This is a genomic window from Candidatus Margulisiibacteriota bacterium (genome assembly GCA_041658645.1).
Lineage (GTDB): Bacteria > Margulisbacteria > WOR-1 > O2-12-FULL-45-9 > XYB2-FULL-48-7 > JBAZZV01.
The window spans coordinates 1-22,192 of the sequence record JBAZZV010000010.1; the positions used below are offsets into that span (position 1 = coordinate 1).

At 54.9% G+C, this 22,192-nt stretch carries 31 protein-coding genes and 1 pseudogene; 11 read left to right on the plus strand and 21 right to left on the minus strand.

From position 1 onward, the window contains the following. A partial coding sequence (locus WC903_07735) for a hypothetical protein (GenBank protein MFA5893831.1) occupies window positions 1-668 on the minus strand: 668 nt, incomplete at its 3' end. Window positions 669-682: 14 nt separating this feature from the next. After that, entirely contained in the window at window positions 683-1,396 is a 714-nt protein-coding gene (locus WC903_07740; protein ID MFA5893832.1) for a hypothetical protein, read from the minus strand. A 76-nt stretch (window positions 1,397-1,472) separates the two neighbouring features. Here WC903_07740 and WC903_07745 point away from each other — a divergent pair, with 76 nt between their 5' ends. Together WC903_07745 and WC903_07750 are read left to right on the plus strand one after the other, a co-directional pair. Next, window positions 1,473-2,810 (plus strand): DUF1015 domain-containing protein, encoded by a 1,338-nt coding sequence (locus tag WC903_07745; GenBank protein MFA5893833.1) that lies wholly within the window; start codon window positions 1,473-1,475, stop codon window positions 2,808-2,810. After that, window positions 2,807-3,367: a Maf family protein gene (locus WC903_07750; protein ID MFA5893834.1), complete on the plus strand. Its 561-nt coding sequence runs from the start codon at window positions 2,807-2,809 to the stop codon at window positions 3,365-3,367. The genes WC903_07745 and WC903_07750 overlap by 4 nt, the downstream gene beginning before the upstream one ends. 306 nt (window positions 3,368-3,673) lie before the next feature. On the opposite strand, the gene WC903_07755 is transcribed toward WC903_07750, so the two are convergent. The 17 genes and pseudogenes from WC903_07755 to WC903_07835 all read right to left on the minus strand — a co-directional run bounded on the left by WC903_07755 (window position 3,674) and on the right by WC903_07835 (window position 12,695). Then, window positions 3,674-4,180, minus strand: coding sequence for an ORF6N domain-containing protein (locus WC903_07755; protein MFA5893835.1), 507 nt, complete (start codon window positions 4,178-4,180; stop codon window positions 3,674-3,676). A 74-nt stretch (window positions 4,181-4,254) separates the two neighbouring features. Further along, window positions 4,255-4,434: pseudogene (locus WC903_07760) on the minus strand (ORF6N domain-containing protein). A 232-nt stretch (window positions 4,435-4,666) separates the two neighbouring features. After that, the gene (locus tag WC903_07765) at window positions 4,667-4,792 is read right to left on the minus strand and encodes a hypothetical protein (GenBank protein ID MFA5893836.1); all 126 of its coding nucleotides are present in this window, start codon (window positions 4,790-4,792) and stop codon (window positions 4,667-4,669) included. A gap of 72 nt (window positions 4,793-4,864) precedes the next feature. Continuing rightward, on the minus strand, window positions 4,865-5,110 hold the full coding sequence (locus WC903_07770; protein MFA5893837.1) for a DUF3276 family protein: 246 nt from the start codon (window positions 5,108-5,110) through the stop codon (window positions 4,865-4,867). A 35-nt stretch (window positions 5,111-5,145) separates the two neighbouring features. After that, entirely contained in the window at window positions 5,146-5,277 is a 132-nt protein-coding gene (locus tag WC903_07775) for a hypothetical protein (protein MFA5893838.1), read from the minus strand. Next, window positions 5,270-6,811 carry a YifB family Mg chelatase-like AAA ATPase gene (locus tag WC903_07780; GenBank protein ID MFA5893839.1) on the minus strand — a complete coding sequence of 514 codons (1,542 nt, stop codon included), beginning with the start codon at window positions 6,809-6,811 and terminating at the stop codon, window positions 5,270-5,272. The genes WC903_07775 and WC903_07780 overlap by 8 nt, the downstream gene beginning before the upstream one ends. A gap of 26 nt (window positions 6,812-6,837) precedes the next feature. Then, the gene (locus WC903_07785; GenBank protein MFA5893840.1) at window positions 6,838-7,200 is read right to left on the minus strand and encodes a YraN family protein; all 363 of its coding nucleotides are present in this window, start codon (window positions 7,198-7,200) and stop codon (window positions 6,838-6,840) included. Between the two features lie 217 nt (window positions 7,201-7,417). After that, window positions 7,418-7,690 carry an HU family DNA-binding protein gene (locus WC903_07790; GenBank protein MFA5893841.1) on the minus strand — a complete coding sequence of 91 codons (273 nt, stop codon included), beginning with the start codon at window positions 7,688-7,690 and terminating at the stop codon, window positions 7,418-7,420. Between the two features lie 69 nt (window positions 7,691-7,759). Beyond that, on the minus strand, window positions 7,760-8,365 hold the full coding sequence (locus WC903_07795) for a ribonuclease HII (GenBank protein ID MFA5893842.1): 606 nt from the start codon (window positions 8,363-8,365) through the stop codon (window positions 7,760-7,762). A 14-nt stretch (window positions 8,366-8,379) separates the two neighbouring features. Continuing rightward, a complete protein-coding gene (gene lepB, locus WC903_07800; protein MFA5893843.1) occupies window positions 8,380-8,901 on the minus strand; it encodes a signal peptidase I in 522 nt (173 codons plus the stop codon). Continuing rightward, on the minus strand, window positions 8,888-9,259 hold the full coding sequence (gene rplS / locus WC903_07805; GenBank protein MFA5893844.1) for a 50S ribosomal protein L19: 372 nt from the start codon (window positions 9,257-9,259) through the stop codon (window positions 8,888-8,890). The genes lepB and rplS overlap by 14 nt, the downstream gene beginning before the upstream one ends. 42 nt (window positions 9,260-9,301) lie before the next feature. Beyond that, window positions 9,302-9,856: an RNA methyltransferase gene (locus WC903_07810; protein ID MFA5893845.1), complete on the minus strand. Its 555-nt coding sequence runs from the start codon at window positions 9,854-9,856 to the stop codon at window positions 9,302-9,304. Window position 9,857: 1 nt separating this feature from the next. Next, complete coding sequence (gene trmD, locus WC903_07815) at window positions 9,858-10,580, minus strand: tRNA (guanosine(37)-N1)-methyltransferase TrmD (GenBank protein MFA5893846.1); 723 nt, start codon at window positions 10,578-10,580, stop codon at window positions 9,858-9,860. A 31-nt stretch (window positions 10,581-10,611) separates the two neighbouring features. After that, entirely contained in the window at window positions 10,612-11,034 is a 423-nt protein-coding gene (locus WC903_07820) for a YlqD family protein (protein ID MFA5893847.1), read from the minus strand. 17 nt (window positions 11,035-11,051) lie between these two features. Next, window positions 11,052-11,291: a KH domain-containing protein gene (locus WC903_07825; GenBank protein MFA5893848.1), complete on the minus strand. Its 240-nt coding sequence runs from the start codon at window positions 11,289-11,291 to the stop codon at window positions 11,052-11,054. 12 nt (window positions 11,292-11,303) lie between these two features. Beyond that, the gene (gene rpsP / locus WC903_07830) at window positions 11,304-11,639 is read right to left on the minus strand and encodes a 30S ribosomal protein S16 (protein MFA5893849.1); all 336 of its coding nucleotides are present in this window, start codon (window positions 11,637-11,639) and stop codon (window positions 11,304-11,306) included. Between the two features lie 12 nt (window positions 11,640-11,651). Then, complete coding sequence (locus tag WC903_07835; GenBank protein MFA5893850.1) at window positions 11,652-12,695, minus strand: chorismate synthase; 1,044 nt, start codon at window positions 12,693-12,695, stop codon at window positions 11,652-11,654. A gap of 81 nt (window positions 12,696-12,776) precedes the next feature. Here WC903_07835 and WC903_07840 point away from each other — a divergent pair, with 81 nt between their 5' ends. Genes WC903_07840 through ilvN form a run of 5 tightly spaced genes read left to right on the plus strand, consistent with a single transcriptional unit; the run spans window position 12,777 to window position 17,170 of the window. After that, window positions 12,777-13,106 (plus strand): hypothetical protein, encoded by a 330-nt coding sequence (locus WC903_07840; GenBank protein ID MFA5893851.1) that lies wholly within the window; start codon window positions 12,777-12,779, stop codon window positions 13,104-13,106. 4 nt (window positions 13,107-13,110) lie between these two features. Continuing rightward, entirely contained in the window at window positions 13,111-13,347 is a 237-nt protein-coding gene (locus tag WC903_07845; GenBank protein ID MFA5893852.1) for a hypothetical protein, read from the plus strand. Next, a complete protein-coding gene (gene ilvD, locus WC903_07850; GenBank protein ID MFA5893853.1) occupies window positions 13,337-14,989 on the plus strand; it encodes a dihydroxy-acid dehydratase in 1,653 nt (550 codons plus the stop codon). The genes WC903_07845 and ilvD overlap by 11 nt, the downstream gene beginning before the upstream one ends. Before the next feature lie 20 nt (window positions 14,990-15,009). Continuing rightward, window positions 15,010-16,686: a biosynthetic-type acetolactate synthase large subunit gene (gene ilvB / locus WC903_07855; GenBank protein MFA5893854.1), complete on the plus strand. Its 1,677-nt coding sequence runs from the start codon at window positions 15,010-15,012 to the stop codon at window positions 16,684-16,686. A gap of 1 nt (window position 16,687) precedes the next feature. After that, window positions 16,688-17,170, plus strand: coding sequence for an acetolactate synthase small subunit (ilvN, locus tag WC903_07860; protein MFA5893855.1), 483 nt, complete (start codon window positions 16,688-16,690; stop codon window positions 17,168-17,170). Window positions 17,171-17,175: 5 nt separating this feature from the next. Here the strand turns inward: ilvN and WC903_07865 are convergent, their stop codons facing one another. Both WC903_07865 and WC903_07870 read right to left on the minus strand, forming a co-directional pair. Next, on the minus strand, window positions 17,176-18,246 hold the full coding sequence (locus tag WC903_07865; protein ID MFA5893856.1) for a hypothetical protein: 1,071 nt from the start codon (window positions 18,244-18,246) through the stop codon (window positions 17,176-17,178). Between the two features lie 26 nt (window positions 18,247-18,272). Then, window positions 18,273-18,611, minus strand: a complete 339-nt coding sequence (locus WC903_07870) for a hypothetical protein (GenBank protein ID MFA5893857.1) — start codon at window positions 18,609-18,611, stop codon at window positions 18,273-18,275. 194 nt (window positions 18,612-18,805) lie between these two features. On the opposite strand from WC903_07870, the gene ilvC reads away from it, so the two are divergent. Genes ilvC through WC903_07890 form a run of 4 tightly spaced genes read left to right on the plus strand, consistent with a single transcriptional unit; the run spans window position 18,806 to window position 22,182 of the window. Then, on the plus strand, window positions 18,806-19,798 hold the full coding sequence (ilvC, locus tag WC903_07875) for a ketol-acid reductoisomerase (GenBank protein MFA5893858.1): 993 nt from the start codon (window positions 18,806-18,808) through the stop codon (window positions 19,796-19,798). A 28-nt stretch (window positions 19,799-19,826) separates the two neighbouring features. After that, a complete protein-coding gene (locus WC903_07880; GenBank protein MFA5893859.1) occupies window positions 19,827-20,429 on the plus strand; it encodes a peptidylprolyl isomerase in 603 nt (200 codons plus the stop codon). Continuing rightward, entirely contained in the window at window positions 20,426-21,046 is a 621-nt protein-coding gene (locus tag WC903_07885) for a DedA family protein (protein MFA5893860.1), read from the plus strand. The genes WC903_07880 and WC903_07885 overlap by 4 nt, the downstream gene beginning before the upstream one ends. After that, the gene (locus WC903_07890; GenBank protein MFA5893861.1) at window positions 21,043-22,182 is read left to right on the plus strand and encodes a 1-deoxy-D-xylulose-5-phosphate reductoisomerase; all 1,140 of its coding nucleotides are present in this window, start codon (window positions 21,043-21,045) and stop codon (window positions 22,180-22,182) included. Before WC903_07885 ends, WC903_07890 begins: the two co-directional genes overlap by 4 nt. Window positions 22,183-22,192 lie beyond the last annotated feature (10 nt).

Consider the following 22,192-nt stretch of genomic DNA (forward strand, 5'->3'; position numbering starts at 1 on the left):
GCCGCCGCGTAACTTGCGCAATTGTCGTGGATCAGTTTGTTAACCTGGGTCGCGGCTTGGGCGATGTTCGCCGCGGAAAGCGCGTCCCAATTGATCTGGGAGAGAGCGATCTGGCCGCGGAGATTCTCCGGCAGGGCGCTGTTGATCCGCTCCAGTATCCCCTTGATATTGATCTTAAACGACTTATCCTGGGCATAGGCCACCCCGGCCGCGATCGGTCTTTGGCTTTTTTCCAAGGCTTGCTGAAAAGGGACCAGCAAATTGCCGTTCAACAGTCCCAGCACATGGTTCAATTTTACCAAGTCACCGTCATTTTTCTTTGACTTTTCATCGGTCAGACTTTTGATCACTTTTTGCAGGATCCGCTCGATCGGCAGAGCTTCTGCCGCTACTCCGGTTTCCTTAACCAATTCCTTGGTCACTTGGCCCCATACTTCCCAGGCATGGTTATTTAAGCTGCCGGGCTGTCCCGGTTGGCCTAAAATGCTCCTGACCTGCGCGCTAAGATCAACAAAGGTCGATAAAGTAGCAAGCGCCCAGGACATTTCCCCCAGCGTCGCGATCTGGTTGCTGGTCGTGGTGGCTGATTCCGGTAAAGTGGCGCCGGCCGGTACGGCCCGCAGCTTGACCCCACTGGCGCTACATATTGTATTTACATCCATAGTCATGATCTTTTGCCTCCTTAAGGTATTGGAATAACCACAGTAGGTGCCGCGGTGGCTGGCGGCTTGCTGGTCCCGCTAGCTTTAGTCCACGGCTGCTGCTTGCCCGTCCCTGTTGGGCTGGTTGGCGTAGGTTTGGTTGAGCTAGCTTCCGGTTTAGCGGATGTTTCCGGCGCGGCGGAAGTTTCCGGCTTGGCGCTGGCGTCTGCCTGGGGAACCGGAGCCTGGGTCGACGCTGGAACCGGGATGGGGGTCATGGTGATCGGGCAAATAGTGATCGGGGTCGGGGTCGGAATAAATATTTCCGTACCAGAGGCGGCCCAAGCGAATAACCGATGGTCAACCCCCTTGGGGGTCGTGCTGTTGACCGAGAGGATCCAGCCAATATCTCCCTTGAGATGCTTTTCATTCGCCGCCCGCAAGGCCTGGGCGGTCGTCGTAATAGCCTCCGCACTCGGCGCCGCTTCTCCGCAATACTCGATCGAGACCTGACGGGCAGCCAGCTCCCAGCTCTCCTCCGCCGCGTCATTGAGGTAAAAATGGACCCCTGGCTGCTGGGTCGGCCGTTGGGCCGAGGCTGAAGTACAATCGAGCGGGGACGGCACCGGGGTGAAAATAAAGCCGGCGATCTCGTCCCAGACGGAATCAGCGCTCTTCGCCGGCCGGCCGCTAGCCGCCGCACTGACTATAGACTTAACCGTATTATAGAGCGAACTTATCCCTGTTATTGACATAACGATCAAATGGTTATCGGCCCCTCAGCCGGGAAATTTCACTTTTTTTATCATTTGTGCTACAATCACTATAATCATGGTCAGGATCTTCCCTTTTCGGGGCATTTTCTACAATACAAAAAAGATCAAGCACCTCTCCAAAGTCACCTCCCCCCCCTATGACATCATCAGCCCGGAACAGCAGGGCGAGCTGTATAAGCTAAGCGATTTCAATTTTGTCCGGATGATCCTGGGGAAGGAATTCAGCGGCGACGGGCCGTATAACAACCGCTATGTCCGGGCGGCCGCCTTCCTCGACGGCTGGCTCCGCCACAAGATCATGCTCCAGGATGACGAGCCGGCCTTTTACCTTTATGAGCAGATCTTCAGTTGCCAGGGGAAAAAATACGTCCGGATCGGCTTTTTCGGTATCCTCCGCCTGGAGGACAGCGGCCGCGCCAAGGTCCATCCCCACGAGGAAACCTACCCCAAAGCCAAGCTCGACCGCCTCAATCTAATGAGAGCGACCCATGCCAATCTCGACTCGGTCTTCTCGTTCTACTCCGATCCGAAAGAGAAGATCATCAAGACCCTCAAACCCTTTATGAAGCGCAAGCCGCTACTCGAGGTCCGGGACCGCGACAATGTCGTCCACCGGGTCTGGCGGGTGGATAAAAAGGCCGCGATCAGCCGGATCATGCTGGAGATGAAAGACAAGCCGGCTTTCATCGCCGACGGCCATCATCGTTTCGAGGCGGCGATCCGCTACAAGAACGAGCTGAAGCTCCGCAACACCAAGTTCTCCGAAGACGAGTCTTATAACCATGTTTTAATGTATTTCACCCCGATCGAAGGGAAAGGTTTGGCGGTCCTGCCGATCCACCGGGTGATCAGCAATGTCGCCTATTTCGACTCGCTCCACTTTGAGCAAGATTTGGCTAGTTATTACGATGTTGTCCCCTACCCGGCCGGCAAAAAGAGCTCCGAAGCTGTGCGGAAAAAGCTGATGAAAGACCTGGCCAAGGCGGGTGAGACCAAACACGCGTTCGGCCTCTATCTGGGGAACTACCGCTACTTCCTGCTGACCTTGCGGGACGAGGCAAGCATTGACGAGATGGTCGCCGAGGAAAAGCCAAAGGCCTGGAAGCATCTGGACGTGACCATCCTCCACTACACCATCTTTGAGCGGCTGCTCAATATCGCTAACGAGACCGAGGACAAGGTCACCTACTTCAAGAACGACCTCGACGCGATCAAGGCGGCCGATGAGCCCGGGGCCAACTTCGCTATTCTCCTCAACGGGACGAAGGTCGAGGAGATCATTGCCGTGGCCGGCGAGCTGGAGAAAATGCCGCACAAGTCGACCTATTTTTACCCCAAGCTCCTCTCCGGCCTGATCGTTAACCGCTTAGAGCACGGCGAAAAAGTGAAGTGATCATTCTCGCCTCCGCCTCACCCCGCCGCCGCCAATTACTTCGCCGGCTGGTCAAACATTTCCGGGTCATCCCCAGCCGGGTCGATGAAGGGAAAATAACCGCGGCCAATCCTCCCCGCCTGGCCGAAAAGACCGCCCGCGCCAAGTGCGCCGAAGTGGCCGACCGTTACCCCACCGCAGTCGTCATCGGAGCAGATACGATCGTCGTCCTTGGCCAGACTATTCTGGGCAAACCAGGGAGCCAGAAAGAGGCCAGCTCCATGCTCACCCGGCTCTCCGGCCGGACCCACCTTGTCATTACCGGTCTGGCGGTCTACGACCCCTCAAGCGGCAAGATCAATTCAACGCGAGAGATCACTTATGTGAAGATGAAAAAGGTTGGTAAAACCGAAATAATGGCCTATGTCAAAAGCGGCCGGCCGCTGGATAAAGCGGGTGGTTATGGTATCCAGGAGATCGAGAAAATCTTCATCGAAAGAATAAAAGGCGATTATGACAATGTGGTCGGGCTACCCCTGCTGACCCTCCAGAAACTCCTCAAGCCAATATTGAAATAACTGTCCCGACGACATTAGTATATCAAATATGTCCCGACGGTCATAATGGTCGAATAATAATGGAATCGTCGGGATCCCGGTTCGGCGAAGCCGACATCGGGATAATGTCGGGATCCCGATTTCCGCCGCAGGCGGAACATCGGGAAATTTTCCGCTGAAACCTGCCGATATATATATGTAGGGAGCCATACCTATCACCGACTGTCGAGACAAGTAAACCGGAGAGCCTGTTCTCCGGTTTTTTGTTGGGCTTTTCGACGCCCACCCCATCTTGCGTCAATTGGAACACGGCGATAAAGTTAAGACTTAATCAACCATAAATCCAATCCGTTTTTTTGATCTTTCAGTAGGAATTATTAGCGCTCTGATTGCATCAAAAACAATCTTGAATTGTTTGTCATATTTTCCTTCCAGCTCCTCGATCTTTCTTAAAACATCTTTATGAGAAGACACCAATTCGCGCAACTTCACAAATGTATTAATTATTAAGATGTTAACTTGTATTGCCCTCTTACTATTTAGAACGGAAGAAAGCATCGCCACGCCCTGCTCCGTAAAGACATAAGGCAGTCTATAAGAATATTTCAACTCTTTGAGGTGGTCACAAATTGTGACCACCTCCGCTTTTTCCTTTTTGCTTAATTGGAACATAAATCCCTCCGGGAAACGATCTTGATTCCGTTTAACGGCTTGATTTAAGACCTTAGTTTCAACCTGGTAAAGTTCAGCCAAATCTCTGTCAATCATCACTTTTCGCCCTCTTATTAAGTAGATCGCCTTTTCAATCCTTTCCGCTGGAATAATATTTGCCATGAATTCTCCCTCCACAATGTAAATTAGCGCCCTCATCCTTTATTCGCGAAGGAGCTAAAGCAATTGAAAACACGCGGTAAGTAGCGACGACCTCTCCAACTTGAGGTCACAAATTGTGATCTCAAGATTTCTGCTTCTTGAGCGCTCAATTTGAACATAAAATCGATTGGGAACCGCTCCAGATTTCTTTTTACTGTTTGAGTTAATACTCTAGTTTTTACTCCATATAACTCGGCAAGGTCATTATCTAACATTACTTTTTACTTTCTAATTAAATATATTGCTTTTTCAATCCTCTCCGTTGGGATAATACTTACCATCAATTCACTCTCCTCATATTAAAGTAGCGCCCGCCTCAACTTGAGGTTCCAAATTGGGCCCTCAAGTTATCACTTACTGGAACCTGCGACTGAACGTCGCGGCTCCAATTATATTCTTTTTATGCGAGGAAACCGCGAAGTTTATTCGCAGGTTTCCGAGCAATAGTTAGTAGCAATAACACAGTCTCGCCAGGCTGACCAAAGCCAGATATTTCCGCCCCCAGCAGGAACGCTTGTCCGACACCATCCGTTTCAATCTTCTGATGCTTTTATCTTTTTCTCTATCCGTCATCTCGTTCACCACCTTTCATTGTAAACACCGGGGGACTCCCTGATTTGACCCAGGGAGCCCCCGGCGCAGCCATTACGCCACTACCAGCGCGGCTTCCTGCAGGACATTAAGCAGTTCGCCCAGTTTGTTCTGAAAAACCATGATGCTGGACTTCTCAAACTTGTTATCCGCGACCAGCCGGCTCTCGGTCAGCATTATATAGCGGGTATCGTTCTTGGCCGCCCGGACCGACACAAAATAGGTCCGGCGCCCGGCTTTTACCATCCGTTTGAACAACTCTTTGCTTCCGATCGACTCCGTCTTCGTTTCTGTTTCCATCTCTCTCACCTCCTTCTTTCTTAATCCGTCTTCCGTCAGTTAACCTTTTCGTAACTGATGATCCGCTCCTTCAACCAATTCCAGCGCAACCAAGCTTGCAGCTCGTCCGACTTCATAAAGATCTCGCGCACACAGTTAAACGGCAGATGATACACCACTCTATACATTCCCCTCACCTCCCCAACGGTCCAATGTCCTGTATTGTGTCGCCTCGGCAATATGCCGCGCCTGGATAGTGTCCGTCCCTTCCAGGTCGGCGATCGTGCGGGAAACTTTAAGTATCCGGTCGTAAGCCCGGCCGCTCAAGCGAAGATGGAGAATAGCTGATTTAAGGAGATTTTCGGCTTCGGGATCGAGTTGGCAAAACGCTTTCATCTGCTTCGGGGTCATCCGGGCATTGCAATGAACTTCCGTCCCTTTGAAGCGCGCTTGCTGGGTCAGCCTTGCCTGACTGACCCGCTCCCGGACCAGCTTAGAACTCTCCCCTTCCGGCTGGGCCGCCAGTTCCTCTTGCTTCAAGCGGGGAACTTCAATGTGCAGATCGATCCTGTCCAGAAGAGGCCCGGAGAGTTTCCCCCAATAATTTTTGACCCGGTACGGCGGACAGACGCACTTTTTCACCGGGTCGAGATAATTGCCGCAGGGACAAGGGTTCATCGCCGCCACCAGCATGAACTGGGCAGGGTAAGTTATGGTCGAATGGGCCCGGGAGATGGTCACCTGGCCATCCTCGAGCGGTTGGCGCAAAACCTCCAGCACCTCGCGCTCAAACTCCGGGAATTCATCCAGGAAAAGGACGCCTAAATGAGCCAGCGAGACCTCACCCGGCCGGGGGATCCGCCCGCCCCCGATCACCCCAATATCGGAGGTGGTGTGGTGGGGAGAACGAAAGGGCCGGGTAGTTATCAAAGCGTGCTTGCCGTCAAGCAGGCCGGTCACGGAATAGAGCTTGGTCACCTCGAGGGCTTCGGAGATCGAGAGTGGCGGCAGGATGGTCGGCAGGCGGCGCGCCAGCATCGTTTTACCGGAACCGGGGGAGCCGACCAGGAGCACGTTGTGTCCACCGGCCGCCGCCACTTCCAACGCCCGCTTCACGTGCCCCTGGCCTTTGACATCGGCAAAATCGAGGTCATATTCCGGCTCCGGCGGAAAGAGGGCGGCAATATCCACCTGGTGCGGAACGATCGTCTTCAGACCACTAATATGGTCGACTGCTTCCCGTAAGTTCGCGACCGGCAAGACGGCCAAGCCTTCGACCAGCGCCGCTTCGTCCGCGTTCTCCCGGGCGACCATGACCTGTTTCTTCCCCTCTTGCTTTAACGACAGGCAGATCGGCAGGAGGCCGTTGATCCCACGGACCGAGCCATCAAGCGATAATTCGCCGAGGACGACCGTTCCGTTCAGTTGCGTCGTCTTGACCTGTTCGGAAACAGCCAGCATGCCGAGGGCGATCGGCAGGTCGTAGAGCGGCCCCTCTTTTTTGGTATCGGCCGGAGCGAGGTTGATCGTAAAGTAACCGCCGGGGAATTCAAAACCGGAGTTCTCGATCGCCGCCCGGACCCGGTCGCGTGATTCACGGACCGAGGCGTCCGGCAAGCCGACGATCGATTGTCCCGGCAAACCTTTTTGCGCGTCGACCTCGACTTCAATTAAATAAGCTTCTAACCCAAGGAGCGCCGCGGAATCAATTTTAACTAACACCCATTCCCTCCCCACAACCCGACCATTTAATTAATGGCAAAGGCATTTTTGTACAACTCGATCGCCCTAGAGCCGTCCGGCTGGCGGTAGATCGTGATCACGTCAAAGCGGCAATTCGTGCCGACAATGCGCTTTCTATATATGAAGGTGCGAGCGGCGTGGATGATGCTGCGGCGCTTGTTCCGGTTGACCGCGCTAAGCGGGGCCCCATAACTGCGGGCGGAATAGTTTTTGACTTCAACAAAAACGAGGTCGTCACCTTCGCGGGCAATGAGGTCGATCTCACCTTGCTGGGAACGGAAGTTCCTTTCAACGATCTCATAACCTTGCTGGCTTAAATAGCGTTCCGCTATCTCTTCTCCCGCTAACCCCTGCCGATAACTTTCCATCCCCATGACGGTAGGGATTAAGCAAACTTATTACCAGCTACAGCCCGAATTCTCTAATTTAGGCCCTAATGCTCTAATATTTATTGATCTATTAGGATATTCGTACCCACATATTCGAGCATTCGAGTGGTATAGTCCGACGAAAAATCGCCGGTGGCGAAAAAAAACAGCCCCCTGTCTTCCGCCGGACTTTCAGGAAAACAGGAGGCTGCGGGGACTAATTGATCTGGTCAAAAAGGCGCTGGCCGGTCGAGAACTTGATGACATTGCGGGCCGGGATGGTCAGCTCCTTACCGGTCTGGGGATTGCGCCCCGGGCGGGCTTTCCGTTTCAGTTTCCGCCAGGAGCCGAAACCGACCAGGCGGACCTCCTGCCCCTTTTTCAGGGACGATTCGATCGAATTGAAAGTGGAATCAAGGATCGCCATGATCTTGGTCTTCGACATCTTGGTCTGCTTGGCGACCTGGTTGCAGAGTTCTTGTTTGTTCACGTCGTTCACCTCCCCCGGATAATTATTTATGGCGATTATAGCAACGCGTCGAGTTGAATGTCAAGCCAGTCAAGGGAGAGCGGAGAGCGGGTAAAATGAGCGCCGGTGGATCGGACAGGGGCCGCAGCGCGCCAGGGCGAGCAAATGCCTCCGGGTGCCGTAACCCTTGTGCCGGTCAAAACCATATTCCGGATAACGTAAATGATATTCTGCCATCAGCCGGTCGCGCGTCACTTTAGCCATGACCGAAGCGGCGGCGATCGAGGTGCTCCGGCCGTCCCCCCCGTTGATCCCCATCTGCGGCAGGGAGAGCGCGACCCGGTAGCGGCCGCCATCGAGCAACAGATACTCCGGCTTGATCTTGAGCTTAAGGACTGCCAGCTCCATCACCAACAGGTTGGCGCGGCCGATATTAATTTTATCGATCTGGCGATGGCCGACTGCGGCCAGACCGATCGCGATCGCTTGGCGTTTGATCTCCACGAATAATCTTTCGCGCTGTAGAGGGGTCAGTTTTTTAGAATCATCCAGGCCGGGGAGGCGGCAACTAAGCGGCAGAATGACTGCGGCCGCGACGATCGGTCCGGCCAGTGGCCCGCGGCCGGCTTCGTCCACGCCGGCGATCAATTTAAACCCCTGGCGCTGGAGCCTTTTTTCGAAAACTAACGAGGGCATCGGCCCTTATTATACTAGATGAGGCCAGACTTGGACAGCGGCCAAATGCGGAGAAAAGCGGGGCCGATCAGGTTCTTTTTCGGGAGGAAACCCCAGTAACGGCTGTCAGCCGAGGCGGGGCGGTTGTCACCCATGACGAAATACGAGTCGGACGGGATGGTGACCGGACCGAAATTAGCGTAATCCTGGTTCATGGTGTGCGTTTCGACCAACGGTTGGCCGTTGATATTGATCACGCCATCCTTGATCACCAGCGTCTCCCCCGGCAAACCGATCAGCCGCTTGATCAGGTCCTTTTTCTGCAGGCTGGTATCGGACACGCCGCGGAAAACAACGGTCTCCAGGCGCTGGGGGGCGCGGAAATGATAAATGACCTTGTTGACCACGATCCGGTCATTGATGTCGAGGGTCGGCTCCATTGAACCGGAGGGAATCCAGAAAACTTGGAGAAAAAACGCCCGGATGACCAAAGCGAGGGCTAGGGCGACAACGATCGTCTCAGTCCAGTCTAATAACCAGTGCTTAAACCGCAACATCAGTTGGAGCCTGTTGTCCGGCTTCTTCAATGCGAGTAGCGCGGCTGCCGATCCTCTTCCTCATATAATAAAGCTTGGCGCGGCGAACCTTGCCGCTTTTCAAAATTTCGACACGTTCAATTTTCGGCGAATAGAGTGGGAAAGTTCTCTCTACCCCTACCCCCTGGACCAGCTTGCGGACGGTAAAATTGACGCGGACACCGGCCCCGCCTCGTTTGATGACGATCCCCTCAAAGCCCTGGACCCGCTCTTTGCTCCCCTCAATGATCTTGGAGAAGACCTTAACTGTGTCTCCAGGCTTAAAAGCCGGTAACTTGCGTTTCATCTGTGACTGTTCGATATCTTCAATAACGCCCATAACAAAAGCTCCTTAAATAAAACTGGTGGTAAATCGACAGGTCTAACTGCCCAATAACCTATCGAGTATTATAGCACAAGCCGAGCGGACTGACAAATGGTTATACTCGCCCGGACCACAAATGGGGGGCAATACGTGGTCAACTTTGGTAAATACTTCTTCCGCCAAGCCCCAGCCAGTGCCAAAAAGCAAAAGGTATGGATTATTTGATGTTTTGATCTCCGAACTCAGTCCTCCGAACTCAATACTCCCTCTTGGTTTGGCCGAGGTGGCGATGATCTTCGGCCGCCGCCCTTCGGCGGCCGCGATCTCCTCGATCACTTCTTCCAGGTCAGCTTTGATCGAGATCAGCCGGAACGCCTCCACCCGGGTCCAGTTAAATTCCAGGCTCGTTTCGTCCATCCAAAATTCAAAGATCCGCTGGGCGAACGCCCTTTGGGCCGGCATAGGATTGACCACATAATACTTTTTTACCCCAAAAGTTACCGACGAACGGGCGATGTCGTGCAGGTCAAAGCCGGTCACACAGGTCGTGACTATGTCGCCATTTTTGTTATAGACCGGGTGATGTAATAAGGCCAGATAGACGGCCGCCATGTTAGTTTCTCTGGACGATCTCGGCCAGCATGAGCCGGTCTTGATCGCTCAACTCTCCCCTGGCCAGCAGGTCCGGCCGGCGTTCCAACGTCCGTTTCAACGATTCCTTACGGCGCCACTTTTCGATCTCCGCATGATGGCCGGAGAGCAGGACTTCGGGGACTTTTTTCCCCTCGAACTCTTCGGGTTTGGTATAGCTCGGATAGTCGAGCAAACCATCGTGGAATGAATCACGCTGGACCGATTCTTCTTCTTTGACCACCCCGGGGAGATAGCGGGCGACCGCGTCGGTCAAAACCAGGGCGGGCAGTTCCCCGCCGGTCAAGACATAATCACCGATCGAAAGCTCTTCGTCCACCAACCCCCGGACCCGCTCGTCAACCCCTTCATAATGCCCGCAGAGGAGGACCAGGTGTTCCGCTTTGGCCAGCTCTTTGATCTTAGCCTGGGTTAGGGTCTGGCCAGTTGGGCAAAGCAAGATGACCCTGGTCCCTGGTCCCTGGACCCTGGCCACTGCTTTCGCGATCGGCTCAACTTTCATGACCATCCCCGGCCCGCCCCCATAGGGCGAATCATCGGCGGTCTTGTGTTTGTCTGAAGTAAAATCGCGCAGGTCGACCAGGTTAACGGTCAAGAGCCCTTTATCCCGGGCTTTTTTCAGCAGGCTGGCATCAAGCGCCCCCCGGAGCATCTCCGGGAAGAGGGTGAGGATATCGATTAGCACAACTTCAAACGTCCAACTTCAAAGAACGCGGTTAGAGGCCGCGGATCTCTTGGATGATCCCGTCTTTGACCACGATCTCGGCGCCGCCCACCTTTTTATAAAGGTTGTCGCCGACGGCCACATTGACCGGGCCCTCCAGCGGGCCCTGGACGAACTCGGAGCCGATTTGGAGGCGTTTAGACTCTTCCGTCTTCATCATTAAGTCGGAGCGGGAAGCCGCCTGGCGGTTTTTCTCTTCGTCGAACTGGTGCTTGAAAGCGGCCGCCTTCTGCATCAACCCTTTCTTTTTGAGGTCTTCCAGATAAGTCTTACCCTGCATCTCCATCTGGTTCAGCTGGCCATCGAGGTTGGCGATCGCTCGCTCCAACTCCTTGCTCAAGTTTTCCTTGAACGCCTCGGTCACGATCGCTTTCACCATAACTATTCTTTTTAATTCGAGTGATTTTTCTGCCATTTTATTACCTCCTAGGGTTATCTATCTTCGGTCAATATCTCGACCGATATTTTCTTTTGTTGTTTGGCGGCGGCGGCTTTGATGATGTTGCGGATGGAATTGATGATCCGGCCTTCCCGGCCGATCACTTTACCAGCATCTTCCGGCGCGGTCTTGATCTCGATGATAGTGGCCAGTTCGCCCTGGGCCTCATTGACGCTCACGGCTTCGGGTTTATCGACCAGTGTTTTGACGATGTATTCGACCAGCTCTCTCATGGCAGCTTCTCCTTAACTCGCCGGCACGGCCGCCGGGGGAGTGTTCTCGACCGGGGCCGGTTCACCCTTCTTTTTTCGTTTGGGGAGCGCCGCCAGGTCCATCGGCGGCAGGATCCCGGCTTTACCGAAGAGGATGCGGACTTTATCGGTCGGCATGGCCCCTTTCTTGATCCAGGCGAGGGCTTGCTCCTTATCCACCTTGAATACGGTCGGCTCGCTCAACGGCTGATATTGCCCCAGGATCTCGATCACCCGGCTGCTCGGCGTGGCCGATTCATCCTGGACCACAACCCGATAGAACGGGCGGTTCTTCGTGCCGACTCTTTGTAATTTGATCTTGGCTGCCATAACCAGGGAATATTATATCACAGCGAGGCGTTTTTGGTAAGAGGTAATTTTCTCGCTTAATTCAGCGACCGTATCCGAGCCGAATTTCTCCAGCAGGGCGCTAGCGATCTCCAGGGCGACCACCGCCTCGCCGATGACCGCGGCCGCCTCGACCGCGCAGACGTCAGCCCGCTCGATATGGGCCGGGGAAGGTTTTTTGGAAGCCAGGTCGACCGATTGGAGCGGTTTGCCCAAGGTAGCGATCGGTTTCATCGCCGCCCGGATGACGATCGGTTCACCGTTCGACATGCCACCCTCCAAGCCGCCGGCCTGATTGGTCTTATGATAAAACCCCCTACCCTTATCATAGAAGATCTCATCATGGGCCCGGGACCCGGGGAGACCAGCCAGGGCAAAACCAGTCCCGATCTCGACCCCCTTGACCGCCGGGATCGCCATGACGGCCCGGGCCAGGTTGCCGTCCAGCCGCCTGTCCCAGTGGACATAACTCCCCAAACCGGCCGGCACCCCGCTCACCGTCACCTCAAAAAGGCCGCCAAGCGAGTCGCCGACCGCTTTGGCCTGGTCGATCATTTTTTCCCATTCGGCTTGTTTTGTCGCGCCGCCGATCGCCATGACCCGGCTGGTAACCTTGATCCGCACCTCGGCCAGGAGTTTCCTGGCGATCGCCCCCACCGCCACCCGAACAGCTGTTTCCCGGGCGGAAGCGCGCTCGAGTATATTGCGGATATCTTTCTGTTCGTATTTTAAGGCGCCGGGGAGATCGGCATGGCCGGGGCGAAGCTGGGTGATCGCTTGTTCGAACAGTTCAGTGCTTTTATTAGGTATAAGGATGGCAATGGGACTCCCGATGGTTTTCCCCTGACGGACACCGGAAAGTATCTCCGCCCGGTCGGTCTCGAGCTTCATCCTGGCACCCCGGCCATAACCTTGCTGGCGCCGGGCCAGATCGGGATCGAGGTCGGCCGCGCTAAGCGCCAGATGGGCCGGACACCCTTCCAGGATGGCCACTAAGGCTTTGCCGTGCGATTCTCCCGCGGTCAAAAAACGCAACATTGTGGGGGAATTATAACACGGGGAAAGGGCACAGGCAAACCAAAAGCTTTTACCAATATCTCGTGCTATAATAAATATTGTATGACGCGGCTGGCTAATTATATCGAGAAGGTCGACTTGCCGGACAAAACCTTTGTCGGCACGATCGCTTTCCGGAGCGAAGAGCTGACCCTCCCCGACGGGAGTAAAATGGCCCTCGGCATAGACGACAGCCATTGGATCCTGGTCTACCAGGAAAAACCAGGGTCAGCTTTCCAGGTCTACGAATGTGACTGGCCGGAGAGGAAGATCGTCGTAGACAAAAAGAGCGGCGGCGAACACGATCTGGCCCGTTTTAAAAAGCTGGTCCAGTACTTTTTCGCTCATTCGCAGGTCGAGGATCTGGTCACAATCCTGCCGCCACAAGGATAAACATATGAAAGAAATACACGGTCTCGGCGCTTTCGGCATCGCCCCTTTTATGAGCGATGACCTGCTCAAGCAGGCTAAATATGCCAACATCAAGAGCCGGGCCGGCAAGATGGCTTATTTAGCCGCCCTGGGCGAGAGGGCCCCTAAGCCCGAGATCAGAGCGGGGGTCCATGAGGCGGGCGGCGCGCTCAAGTGGATCGCCGACCAACTGTCAAAGGAGGAAAAGTCAGATGAGGAGTGATGCGTTAAAGAAGAAAGCCCCGATCCGGGCCTTGCTCCATGCGACTGGGGTTTCTAGTGAAGAGATGGGCAAGCCGTTCATTGGCCTCGCTTCAAGTTTTACCGACCTCGTCCCCGGCCATGTCGATATGCGCTCTCTCGAGCGGGTGATCGAGAAAGGGATCCACGCCGGCGGCGGAGTCTCCTTCACTTTTGGCCTGCCGGCGATCTGCGACGGCATCGCCATGGGACACAAAGGAATGTACTATTCCCTCCCTTCGCGCGAGTTGATCGCTGACACGATCGAGTCGGTCACCGAAGCGCACCAGCTCGACGGGCTGGTCCTCCTGACCGCTTGCGACAAGATCACTCCCGGAATGCTGATGGCCGCGGCCCGCTTGAACGTTCCGACGATCATCGTCACCGCCGGGCCGATGCTGGCCGGTTGTTATAAAATGACCCGGCTCGACCTGGTCCACGACACGTTTGAGGCGGAAGCGGCTTACAAACAGGGGAAGATCAGTAAAAAAGAACTCGATAATCTCGTGCTGAACGCCTGCCCGGGGGCCGGCTCCTGCTCCGGCATGTTCACCGCCAACACCATGGCCTGCGCGACCGAAGCGATGGGCATGTCACTCCCCTACTGCGGCACTTCGCTCGCCGTCTCCTCCAAGAAAAAGATGATCGCTTACGAAAGCGGCAAGAAGGTCGTCTGGCTGGTCAAGAAAAACATCACGCCAAGAAAGATCATGAACCTGAAAGCTTTTATGAATGCCATCCGGCTCGACATGGCGCTCGGCGGCTCGACCAACGCGGTCCTCCATTTGACCGCTATCGCCCATGAAGCGGGGATCGCTCTGCCGCTCGACCTGTTCGACCAGATCAGCCGGGCGACGCCGCATATTGCCAGCATCCGGCCCGGCGGCAACCACTTTATGGAAGATCTGGAGAACGCCGGCGGGGTGCCGGGAGCGCTCCACACGCTCGGCAAGTTGATCGTCAACAATCCGACCGTTTCCGGTTTGACGATCAAGCAGATCGCCGCCGCCGGCGAGGTCTTTGACCGCGAAATAATCCGCCCCCTCTCGAACCCCTACCACAAACAGGGGAGCTTGGCCATCCTGACGGGGAATCTCGCGCCACAAGGCGGGGTCGTCAAACAGACCGCTGTCTCTGCCAAAATGATGAAACATAGCGGCCCGGCCAAGGTCTTTGACTCCGAAGATGCCGCCCAAAAAGCGATCCTCGCCGGCAAGGTTAAACATGGTGACGTGGTAGTCATCAGATACGAAGGGCCAAAAGGCGGCCCGGGGATGCGGGAGATGCTCTACCCGACTTCGACCATCGCCGGGATGGGATTGGCGGAATCGGTCGCGCTGATAACTGACGGGAGATTCTCCGGCGGCACCCGCGGACCATGCATCGGTCACGTCTCGCCCGAAGCAGCCGAAGGCGGTCCGATCGCGATAATTAAAAATGGGGATATCATCGACATCGATATCCCGAACAGGAAACTGCATGTCCGGTTGAGTACGAGCGAGATCGAAGCGCGGTTGGCTCACTGGAAAGCGCCCAAACCGAGATTCACTACCGGCTGGCTGGCGCGGTACCAGCAAATGGTCACTTCGGCCAGCACGGGCGCGGTTTTGAAATCTGGCCTATAATCTGTTAAAATTTATATAATATGCAATTGACTGGCGCGCAAGCATTGCTTGAATCGTTAAAAAATGAAGGGGTCGATATTATTTTCGGCTACCCCGGCGGGGTGGTCCTTCCCCTTTATGACGCTATGTATTCCTTCAAGGATATTAAGCATATCCTGGTCCGCCACGAACAAGGGGCCGCCCACGCGGCCGACGGTTACGCCCGGGCAACCGGCAAAGTCGGCGTTTGCCTGGCGACTTCAGGTCCCGGGGCGACGAATTTAGTCACCGGCATCGCCAACGCCCACATGGATTCGATCCCGATGGTGGCGATCACCGGCCAGGTAGCGACCTCGCTCCTCGGCCGCGATTCCTTCCAGGAAGCCGACGTGACCGGTATCACCATGCCGATCTCCAAGCATAACTACCTGATCAAAAAGACCGAAGACCTGCCGCGGATCATTAAAGAAGCGTTCCATATCGCCCGGAGCGGCCGGCCGGGCCCGGTCGTGGTCGATATTCCAAAAGACGTTTTTGTCAATAAGATCGATTATAAATATCCGGATAAGGTCGATATTCCGAGCTACAAGCCGCGGACCGAGGGCCATCCGAAACAGATCGCCCTGGCGGTCAAGGCGATCCAGGCGGCCAGACAGCCGATCATTTACGCCGGCGGCGGCGTGATCGCGGCGGACGCGGCCAAAGAGTTGAAAGAATTAGCCGAAAAGTGCAATCTGCCGGTGACTACTACCCTGATGGGCCTCGGCGGCTTTCCGGAAACGCATGAACTCTCCATGGGGATGCTCGGGATGCACGGCACCGCTTACGCCAATTACGCCGTGACCGAATGTGATCTTTTAATCGGCATCGGCGCCCGCTTTGACGACCGGGTGACCGGCCACATCGAGAAATTCGCTCCTAAAGCCCGGATCATCCACATCGACATCGATCCGGCCGAGATCGGCAAGAATGTCCGGGTCGACATCCCGATCGTCGGCGACGTCAAGCGGGTCCTGCGCGCCCTGCTCGACAAAGTCGGGCCGAAGGAAAAGCACGCGCCGTGGGTCGAGACGATCGCCGAGTGGAAAAAGAAATATCCCCTCGCCTACAAGATGGACGACGTGATCAAGCCGCAGTATGTGATCGAACAGACCCACGAACTGACCAGGGACCGCGACACGATCATCGTGACCGAGGTCGGCCAGCACCAGATGTGGGCGGCCATGTTCTATAAGTACACCAAGCCGCGGAGTTGGATCTCGTCCGGCGGGCTCGGGACGATGGGTTTTGGCCTCCCCGCCGCCAACGGCGCCCAGTTCGGCCGCCCCGACGCCCTGGTCATCGACTTTGCCGGCGACGGTTCGATCCAGATGAATATCCAGGAGCTGACGACTGCGGTCAACAACCGGCTGCCGATCAAAATATTCGTGCTCAACAACAGCTTCCTTGGCATGGTGCGGCAATGGCAGGAGCTGATCTATGACCGGCACTATTCGCACACCAATCTCTGCAACAATCCGGACCTGGTCAAGATCGCGGAAGCCTACGGCGCGGTCGGGATGAGAGTGACCAAACCGTCCGAAGTCCGCGGGGCGATCGAAAAGGCCTTGGCCATCAACGACCGCCCTGTCCTGGTCGACTTTGTGGTCGCCAAAGAAGAGAACGTCTTCCCGTTCGTGCCGCCAGGCCAGGCGATCAACGAAATGATCATTGACTAATATGAAACACACAATTAGCGTCATAGTAGAAAATAAGCCGGGGGTCCTCTCGCGGGTCAGCGGGCTGTTCAGCCGGCGGGGTTTTAACATTGAATCCCTGGCCGTCGGGATGACGGAAGTTCCGACGATGTCGCGGATGACAATCGTTGTCGAAGGGGACGAAAAAGACCTGGAGCAGATCACCAAGCAGCTTTATAAGTTGATCGACACCTTGAAGGTGTTCGATCTGCCAGCGGATAAGTCGATCCAGAGTGAGTTGGTGCTGGCTAAAGTCGCCGCGAACGAAAAAACGCGGCCGGAGATCACCCAGATCTGCGAAATTTTCCGGGCCAAGATAGTCGATGTGGCGGAAACGTCGCTGACGCTCGAGTTGACCGGCGAAGAGAGCAAGGTGGAAGGGGCGATCAAGCTCCTCTCAAAATTCGGCATCAAGGAACTGGTCAGGACCGGCAAGATCGCGCTCCAACGCGGCAGCGCCGAGTAGTCGAGTTAGATTAATTCTCCGTTCATCATTACCATTCTTGAAGAACCATCTGCATTTATAAAAGTGATGGTCGGATGCCACATCAAGCAGTCGCGATGGGTCCCTGATGTATTGGCACCTCCGAACTTTTTATTTCCTCCAGCTGCCTTGTGGGCGGTTCCCTTTATTTTTTCGTCAAACAGCATTTCACCGGTTTGAGGGAAATCAGCGACGCCGATCCCCAATTCTCCGATCACGGCGGCCTGCGGGTCGTCTTCCTTAAAGAAGGCATTTCGCAATCTTAACAGGAATTCGTCCGCCGATCGTGACGAGGATAAATAATCTATGCTGGAGATGCGGCCTCTAGAATAACCAAAGCGGATAGGGAATGCCGGGATGCCAAAGTCTCCGATCGTTCCATCTACTATGGCTACTCCTTCCGCGGAATCTTCAAGCGGAGCCCAATAGGCTTCACCCGGAGGCCAATTCCCAAAATCTCCGGGTTTATCGATCGTCAGTTCGCAATGAAGCGGCCGGTTGCCAATGCCCAGGAGCAGAGAGGTTCCAAGCTGGGTCGTGATCCTGGCTTCTCGCGCGCCGGCAAACGCGTCGCTTATTTTTTTCATTCTTTCCGCCATGATACCGTAATCCACATCCCACAGAAGCGCTTCTTCAGTTATTCCCGGCGAATGCATTACGCGGCTTTGTTTTCCTATTGAAACTAGACTGTCTGGGACATCCGGGCAAAGTTCTTTTGATCCAATTTGATGGCCAAGCAGCTGGACCCTGAACGGTGTTTCCGGTTTCCCTTCGCTGGTCACTCCTCCGGTAAACGCATTGACGAACACATAAGGCCCGCCTTCCGACACGCTGGCTAAAAGCCTTTCAATCCCTCCGTTTTCAAACCGTCTTTCTCCTATATTATGAGCTCTGACACTATTGCCCAATTCTCCCGCCGCCGCCACAAAAGCGCTTCCAACGCCAGCCCTGGGAATATCATGGACAACAAAAACTTGTTCACCTTTTTGTATTTTTAAAGTATGCTGTAATATCCCTCTCGCACTCGCGGTCAATCGGCTCATTGTGCCAACGCTCATAATCTTTCCTCCATTTTAAATTTAATTCAGGCTCCAACCTTATTAGTATCAGCCGGCAGCCCCATCTCCCCGCTTAAAAGCTTTTTTTGCAGATCTACGATCTTCCATTCGATAAATTCGTGAAGATCGTGCGGTTTAACCTTTGGGAACACCTGTTCCAGTATTTCCAGAGGTACTTTTATCCCAAGTTCGTCTTTTAAACGTTTAACCGCCGTCCGATCCAGCACCGCCGAGGTTCCCAGTTCGCTTTCTTTCTGGCCCATGCTCCAGTTATCTTCATAAAGCTTGGCGGCAACCCCCTGCTTTAGGCCGATCCCCTTCAGTTTATCGAGTTCGATCACTACCCGGGCAACATTCGGGCGCACTCTTATTGATAATCCCCTCTCAATGAGCCTGTCTGTCCTTACTGGCGGAAATCTCTTAACTCCTTCCATGTTTATTTTCCTCCTGTTTAATCGGCCTTGGCACTTTTGCTTCCAGTTTTTTATCGTGCTACAATATTCTCGTAGATTGGTCTGGAAAATTTCACTTAGATTGAAAATTGAGGAGGGCAATTAAAATGGCAAAAGTTTATTACGACAAGGACGCGGATCTCGGGTTATTGAAGGATAAGACGGTGGCGATCATCGGTTACGGGAACCAGGGAACGGCCCAGTCACAAAATTTACGGGATAGCGGCGTCAAAGTCATTATTGCCGAAGTCGAAGGGACGCCGAATTGGAAAGCGGCCCAGGAAGCCGGTTTTGAGGTCATGGACGCCAAATCGGCCGCCAAGGCGGGCGACATCATCCAGGTCCTGATCCCGGATGAGGTCCAGGGGGGAGTTTACAAGGAAGCGCTCAAGAAAGCGCTGAAAAAAGGGAAGACCTTGATGTTCTCCCACGGTTTTAATATCCACTTCCGGGCGATCAAGCCCCCCAAGGATGTCGATGTCATCATGGTCGCCCCCAAAGGTCCCGGCGCCATGGTCCGCAACACCTACGTTGACGGCGCCGGCGTCCCCTGCCTCATCGCCGTTTACCAGGACGCTTCCGGTAAAGCGAAAGAAACCGCCCTCGCCTACGCGAAAGGGATCGGCGGCACCCGTGCCGGCGTTTTCGAAACGACCTTCAAAGAAGAGGTCGAGACCGACCTCTTCGGCGAACAGACCGTCCTCTGCGGCGGCTGCACCGCGCTGATCAAAGCCGGGTTCGAGACGCTGGTCGAAGCCGGTTATCAGCCGGAAATGGCCTACTTTGAATGCTGCCACGAGCTGAAACTGATCGTCGACCTGATCTACAAGCAGGGGCTGCTCGGCATGCGCAAAGCGGTCAGCAACACCGCCGAATACGGCGATCTGACCGTCGGGCCCAAGATCATCGACGAGAAGGTCAAGAAGCGGATGAAGAAAGCGCTCGACCGGATCCAGAACGGCGCCTTCGCCCGCGAGTTCATCAAGGAGAACAAGGAAGGGTGCAAAAACTTTAACGCCCTGCGCGAAAAAGACAAGAACCACCAGATCGAGAAGGTCGGCGGCGAGCTCCGCGGCATGATGCACTGGCTTAAGAAATGACGAATGACTAATGACGAATGACTAATTTATGAATAACACACGTTGGGCCGTAGCCATATTATTGATCGGGGCGCTGCTGGTTGGATCGGCGGCGGAAGGGAAAAAGAAAATGAATAAACAGTATGCTGTCCTGGAAACATCACTGGGGAAGATAGTTTGCGAGCTGTTGCCGAAAGAAGCCCCGGCTACCGTCAAGAACTTTATCGGACTGGCCAAAGGGGAACGCGGTTGGCTCGACCCAAAGACCCAGGAGATAGAGAAAAAGCCGTTGTACAACGGGACGATTTTCCACCGGGTCATTCCCGATTTCATGGTCCAGGGAGGAGACCCGCTCGGCAACGGAACGGGCGGACCGGGCTATAAGTTTGACGACGAGGCACCGCAAACCACCACTTTCGACAAGCCGGGCCGGCTGGCCATGGCCAACTCCGGACCGAACACCAACGGGAGCCAGTTTTTCATCACCATCGCCCCGACCCCCTGGCTCGACGGCAAGCACACCATTTTCGGCCTGGTGGTCAAAGGACAGGATATCGCGGATAAGATCGCCACTGCCCCGCGTGACGAACGCGACCGGCCAAAGACGGAGATCGTTCTAAAGAAGGTCACTATCCTGGATAAGCTCCCTTGATCGCCCAGCTGATCGACCTGATCGTCGTCTTCGTCACCGGAACGATCTCGGCGGTCGGTTATCTCGGCGTCCTGGTCCTGATGACGCTCGAGTCGGCCTGCATCCCGATCCCCTCGGAGATCATCATGCCCTTCTCCGGTTTTCTCGCTTCGACCGGCAAACTTTCTATTTGGGGGATAACCCTGGCCGGAGCGTTCGGCAACCTGATCGGCGCCGTGATCACTTACGCCATCGGCTACTACGGTGGCCGGCCGTTCGTCCTCAAATACGGCAAGTATTTCTTTATCCGGGAACACGAGCTGCATAAAGCGGAAAAGTTTTTCGCCAAGTATGGCGATTTCTCCGTTTTCCTCTCGCGCAACCTGCCGGTCATCCGGACCTTTATCTCCCTGCCGGCCGGCGTGGCCGAGATGCCATTCATCAAGTTTTCCGTCTACTCTTTCCTCGGGTCAATTCCCTGGTGCTTTGCCTTGACCTATCTCGGCTTTTTGCTGGGCAGCAACTGGCTGGTCATTCGCCAGTACGGGCATTACCTCGACATCCTGGCCGGGATCGCGATCGCCAGCCTGGTGGCAAAAATAGTTTGGGACTATTACCATAACGGGGAAGAAAAATGAAAAAAGCGCTCGCTATCCTGGGTTCCACCGGCTCGATCGGCAAGCAGGCCCTTGAGGTCGTCTCGATCTTCCCCAGTTCGCTGAAAGTCTCCGCCCTCGCCGCCAAGGATGAGGTCGACCTGATCGTCGAACAGATCAAGAAGTTCCAACCGCGGATCGTCTCCGTCCAGAACGAAGAAGTCAAAGCCAAAGTCGAAGCCAAGCTCGCAGGCGTAAAAGTCGAGCTCTATACTGGGACCGAGGGTTTGCAGAAAGTCGCCACCTGCGCCGAAGCGAAGATGGTCCTCGTCGCTATCCCCGGCTCGCTCGCTTTGACCGCCGTACTCGAAGCGGTAAAACTCAAGAAAGATATCGCCCTGGCCACCAAAGAAGTCCTGGTTGCCGCCGGTGAGACATTCATGAACGAAGTTAAAGCGGCCGGCATTAAAGTCTTCCCAATCGATTCCGAACATTCGGCGATCGCCCAATGCCTCCGCGGCGAGGACAAAAAGACGGTCAAGAAATTGATCCTGACCGCTTCGGGTGGGCCGTTCCTGAAAACCCCGGCCGAGAAGTTCGCCCAGCTGACCGCCAAGGAGGCGCTCCAGCACCCAACCTGGAAGATGGGGCCAAAGATTACGATCGATTCGGCAACCTTGATGAACAAAGGTTTCGAAGTGATCGAAGCGCATTATCTCTTTGGCCTTGATTACACCCAGATCGAGGTCGTCATCCACCCCGAGAGCATCATCCACTCGCTGGTCGAGTTTAGCGACGGCTCGGTCAAGGCCCAGCTTGGCGCCCCCGACATGCGGATCCCGATCCAATACGCTTTATTAGAGGAGACTCGCCAGGCAAACCACTGGGGCCGCCTCGACCTGACCAAGAGCAACCACCTGACCTTCGCCAAACCGGATAAAGTGAAGTTCCCCTGCCTTGAATACGCCTATGAAGCCGGAAAAAAAGGGGGAACCCTCCCCGCCGTCCTCAACGCAGCAAACGAAGAAGCGGTCAGCCAGTTCCTGAAGGGTAAATTCACCTTCGACCAGATCCCGGTCAAAATCAAACAGGTGATGGATGGACACCAAAACAAAGAAAAACCTTCCCTCGAAGATCTGCTTGAAGCCGATAAAATTGCCCGCTCCCAGCTGCTGTGATATACTTGTT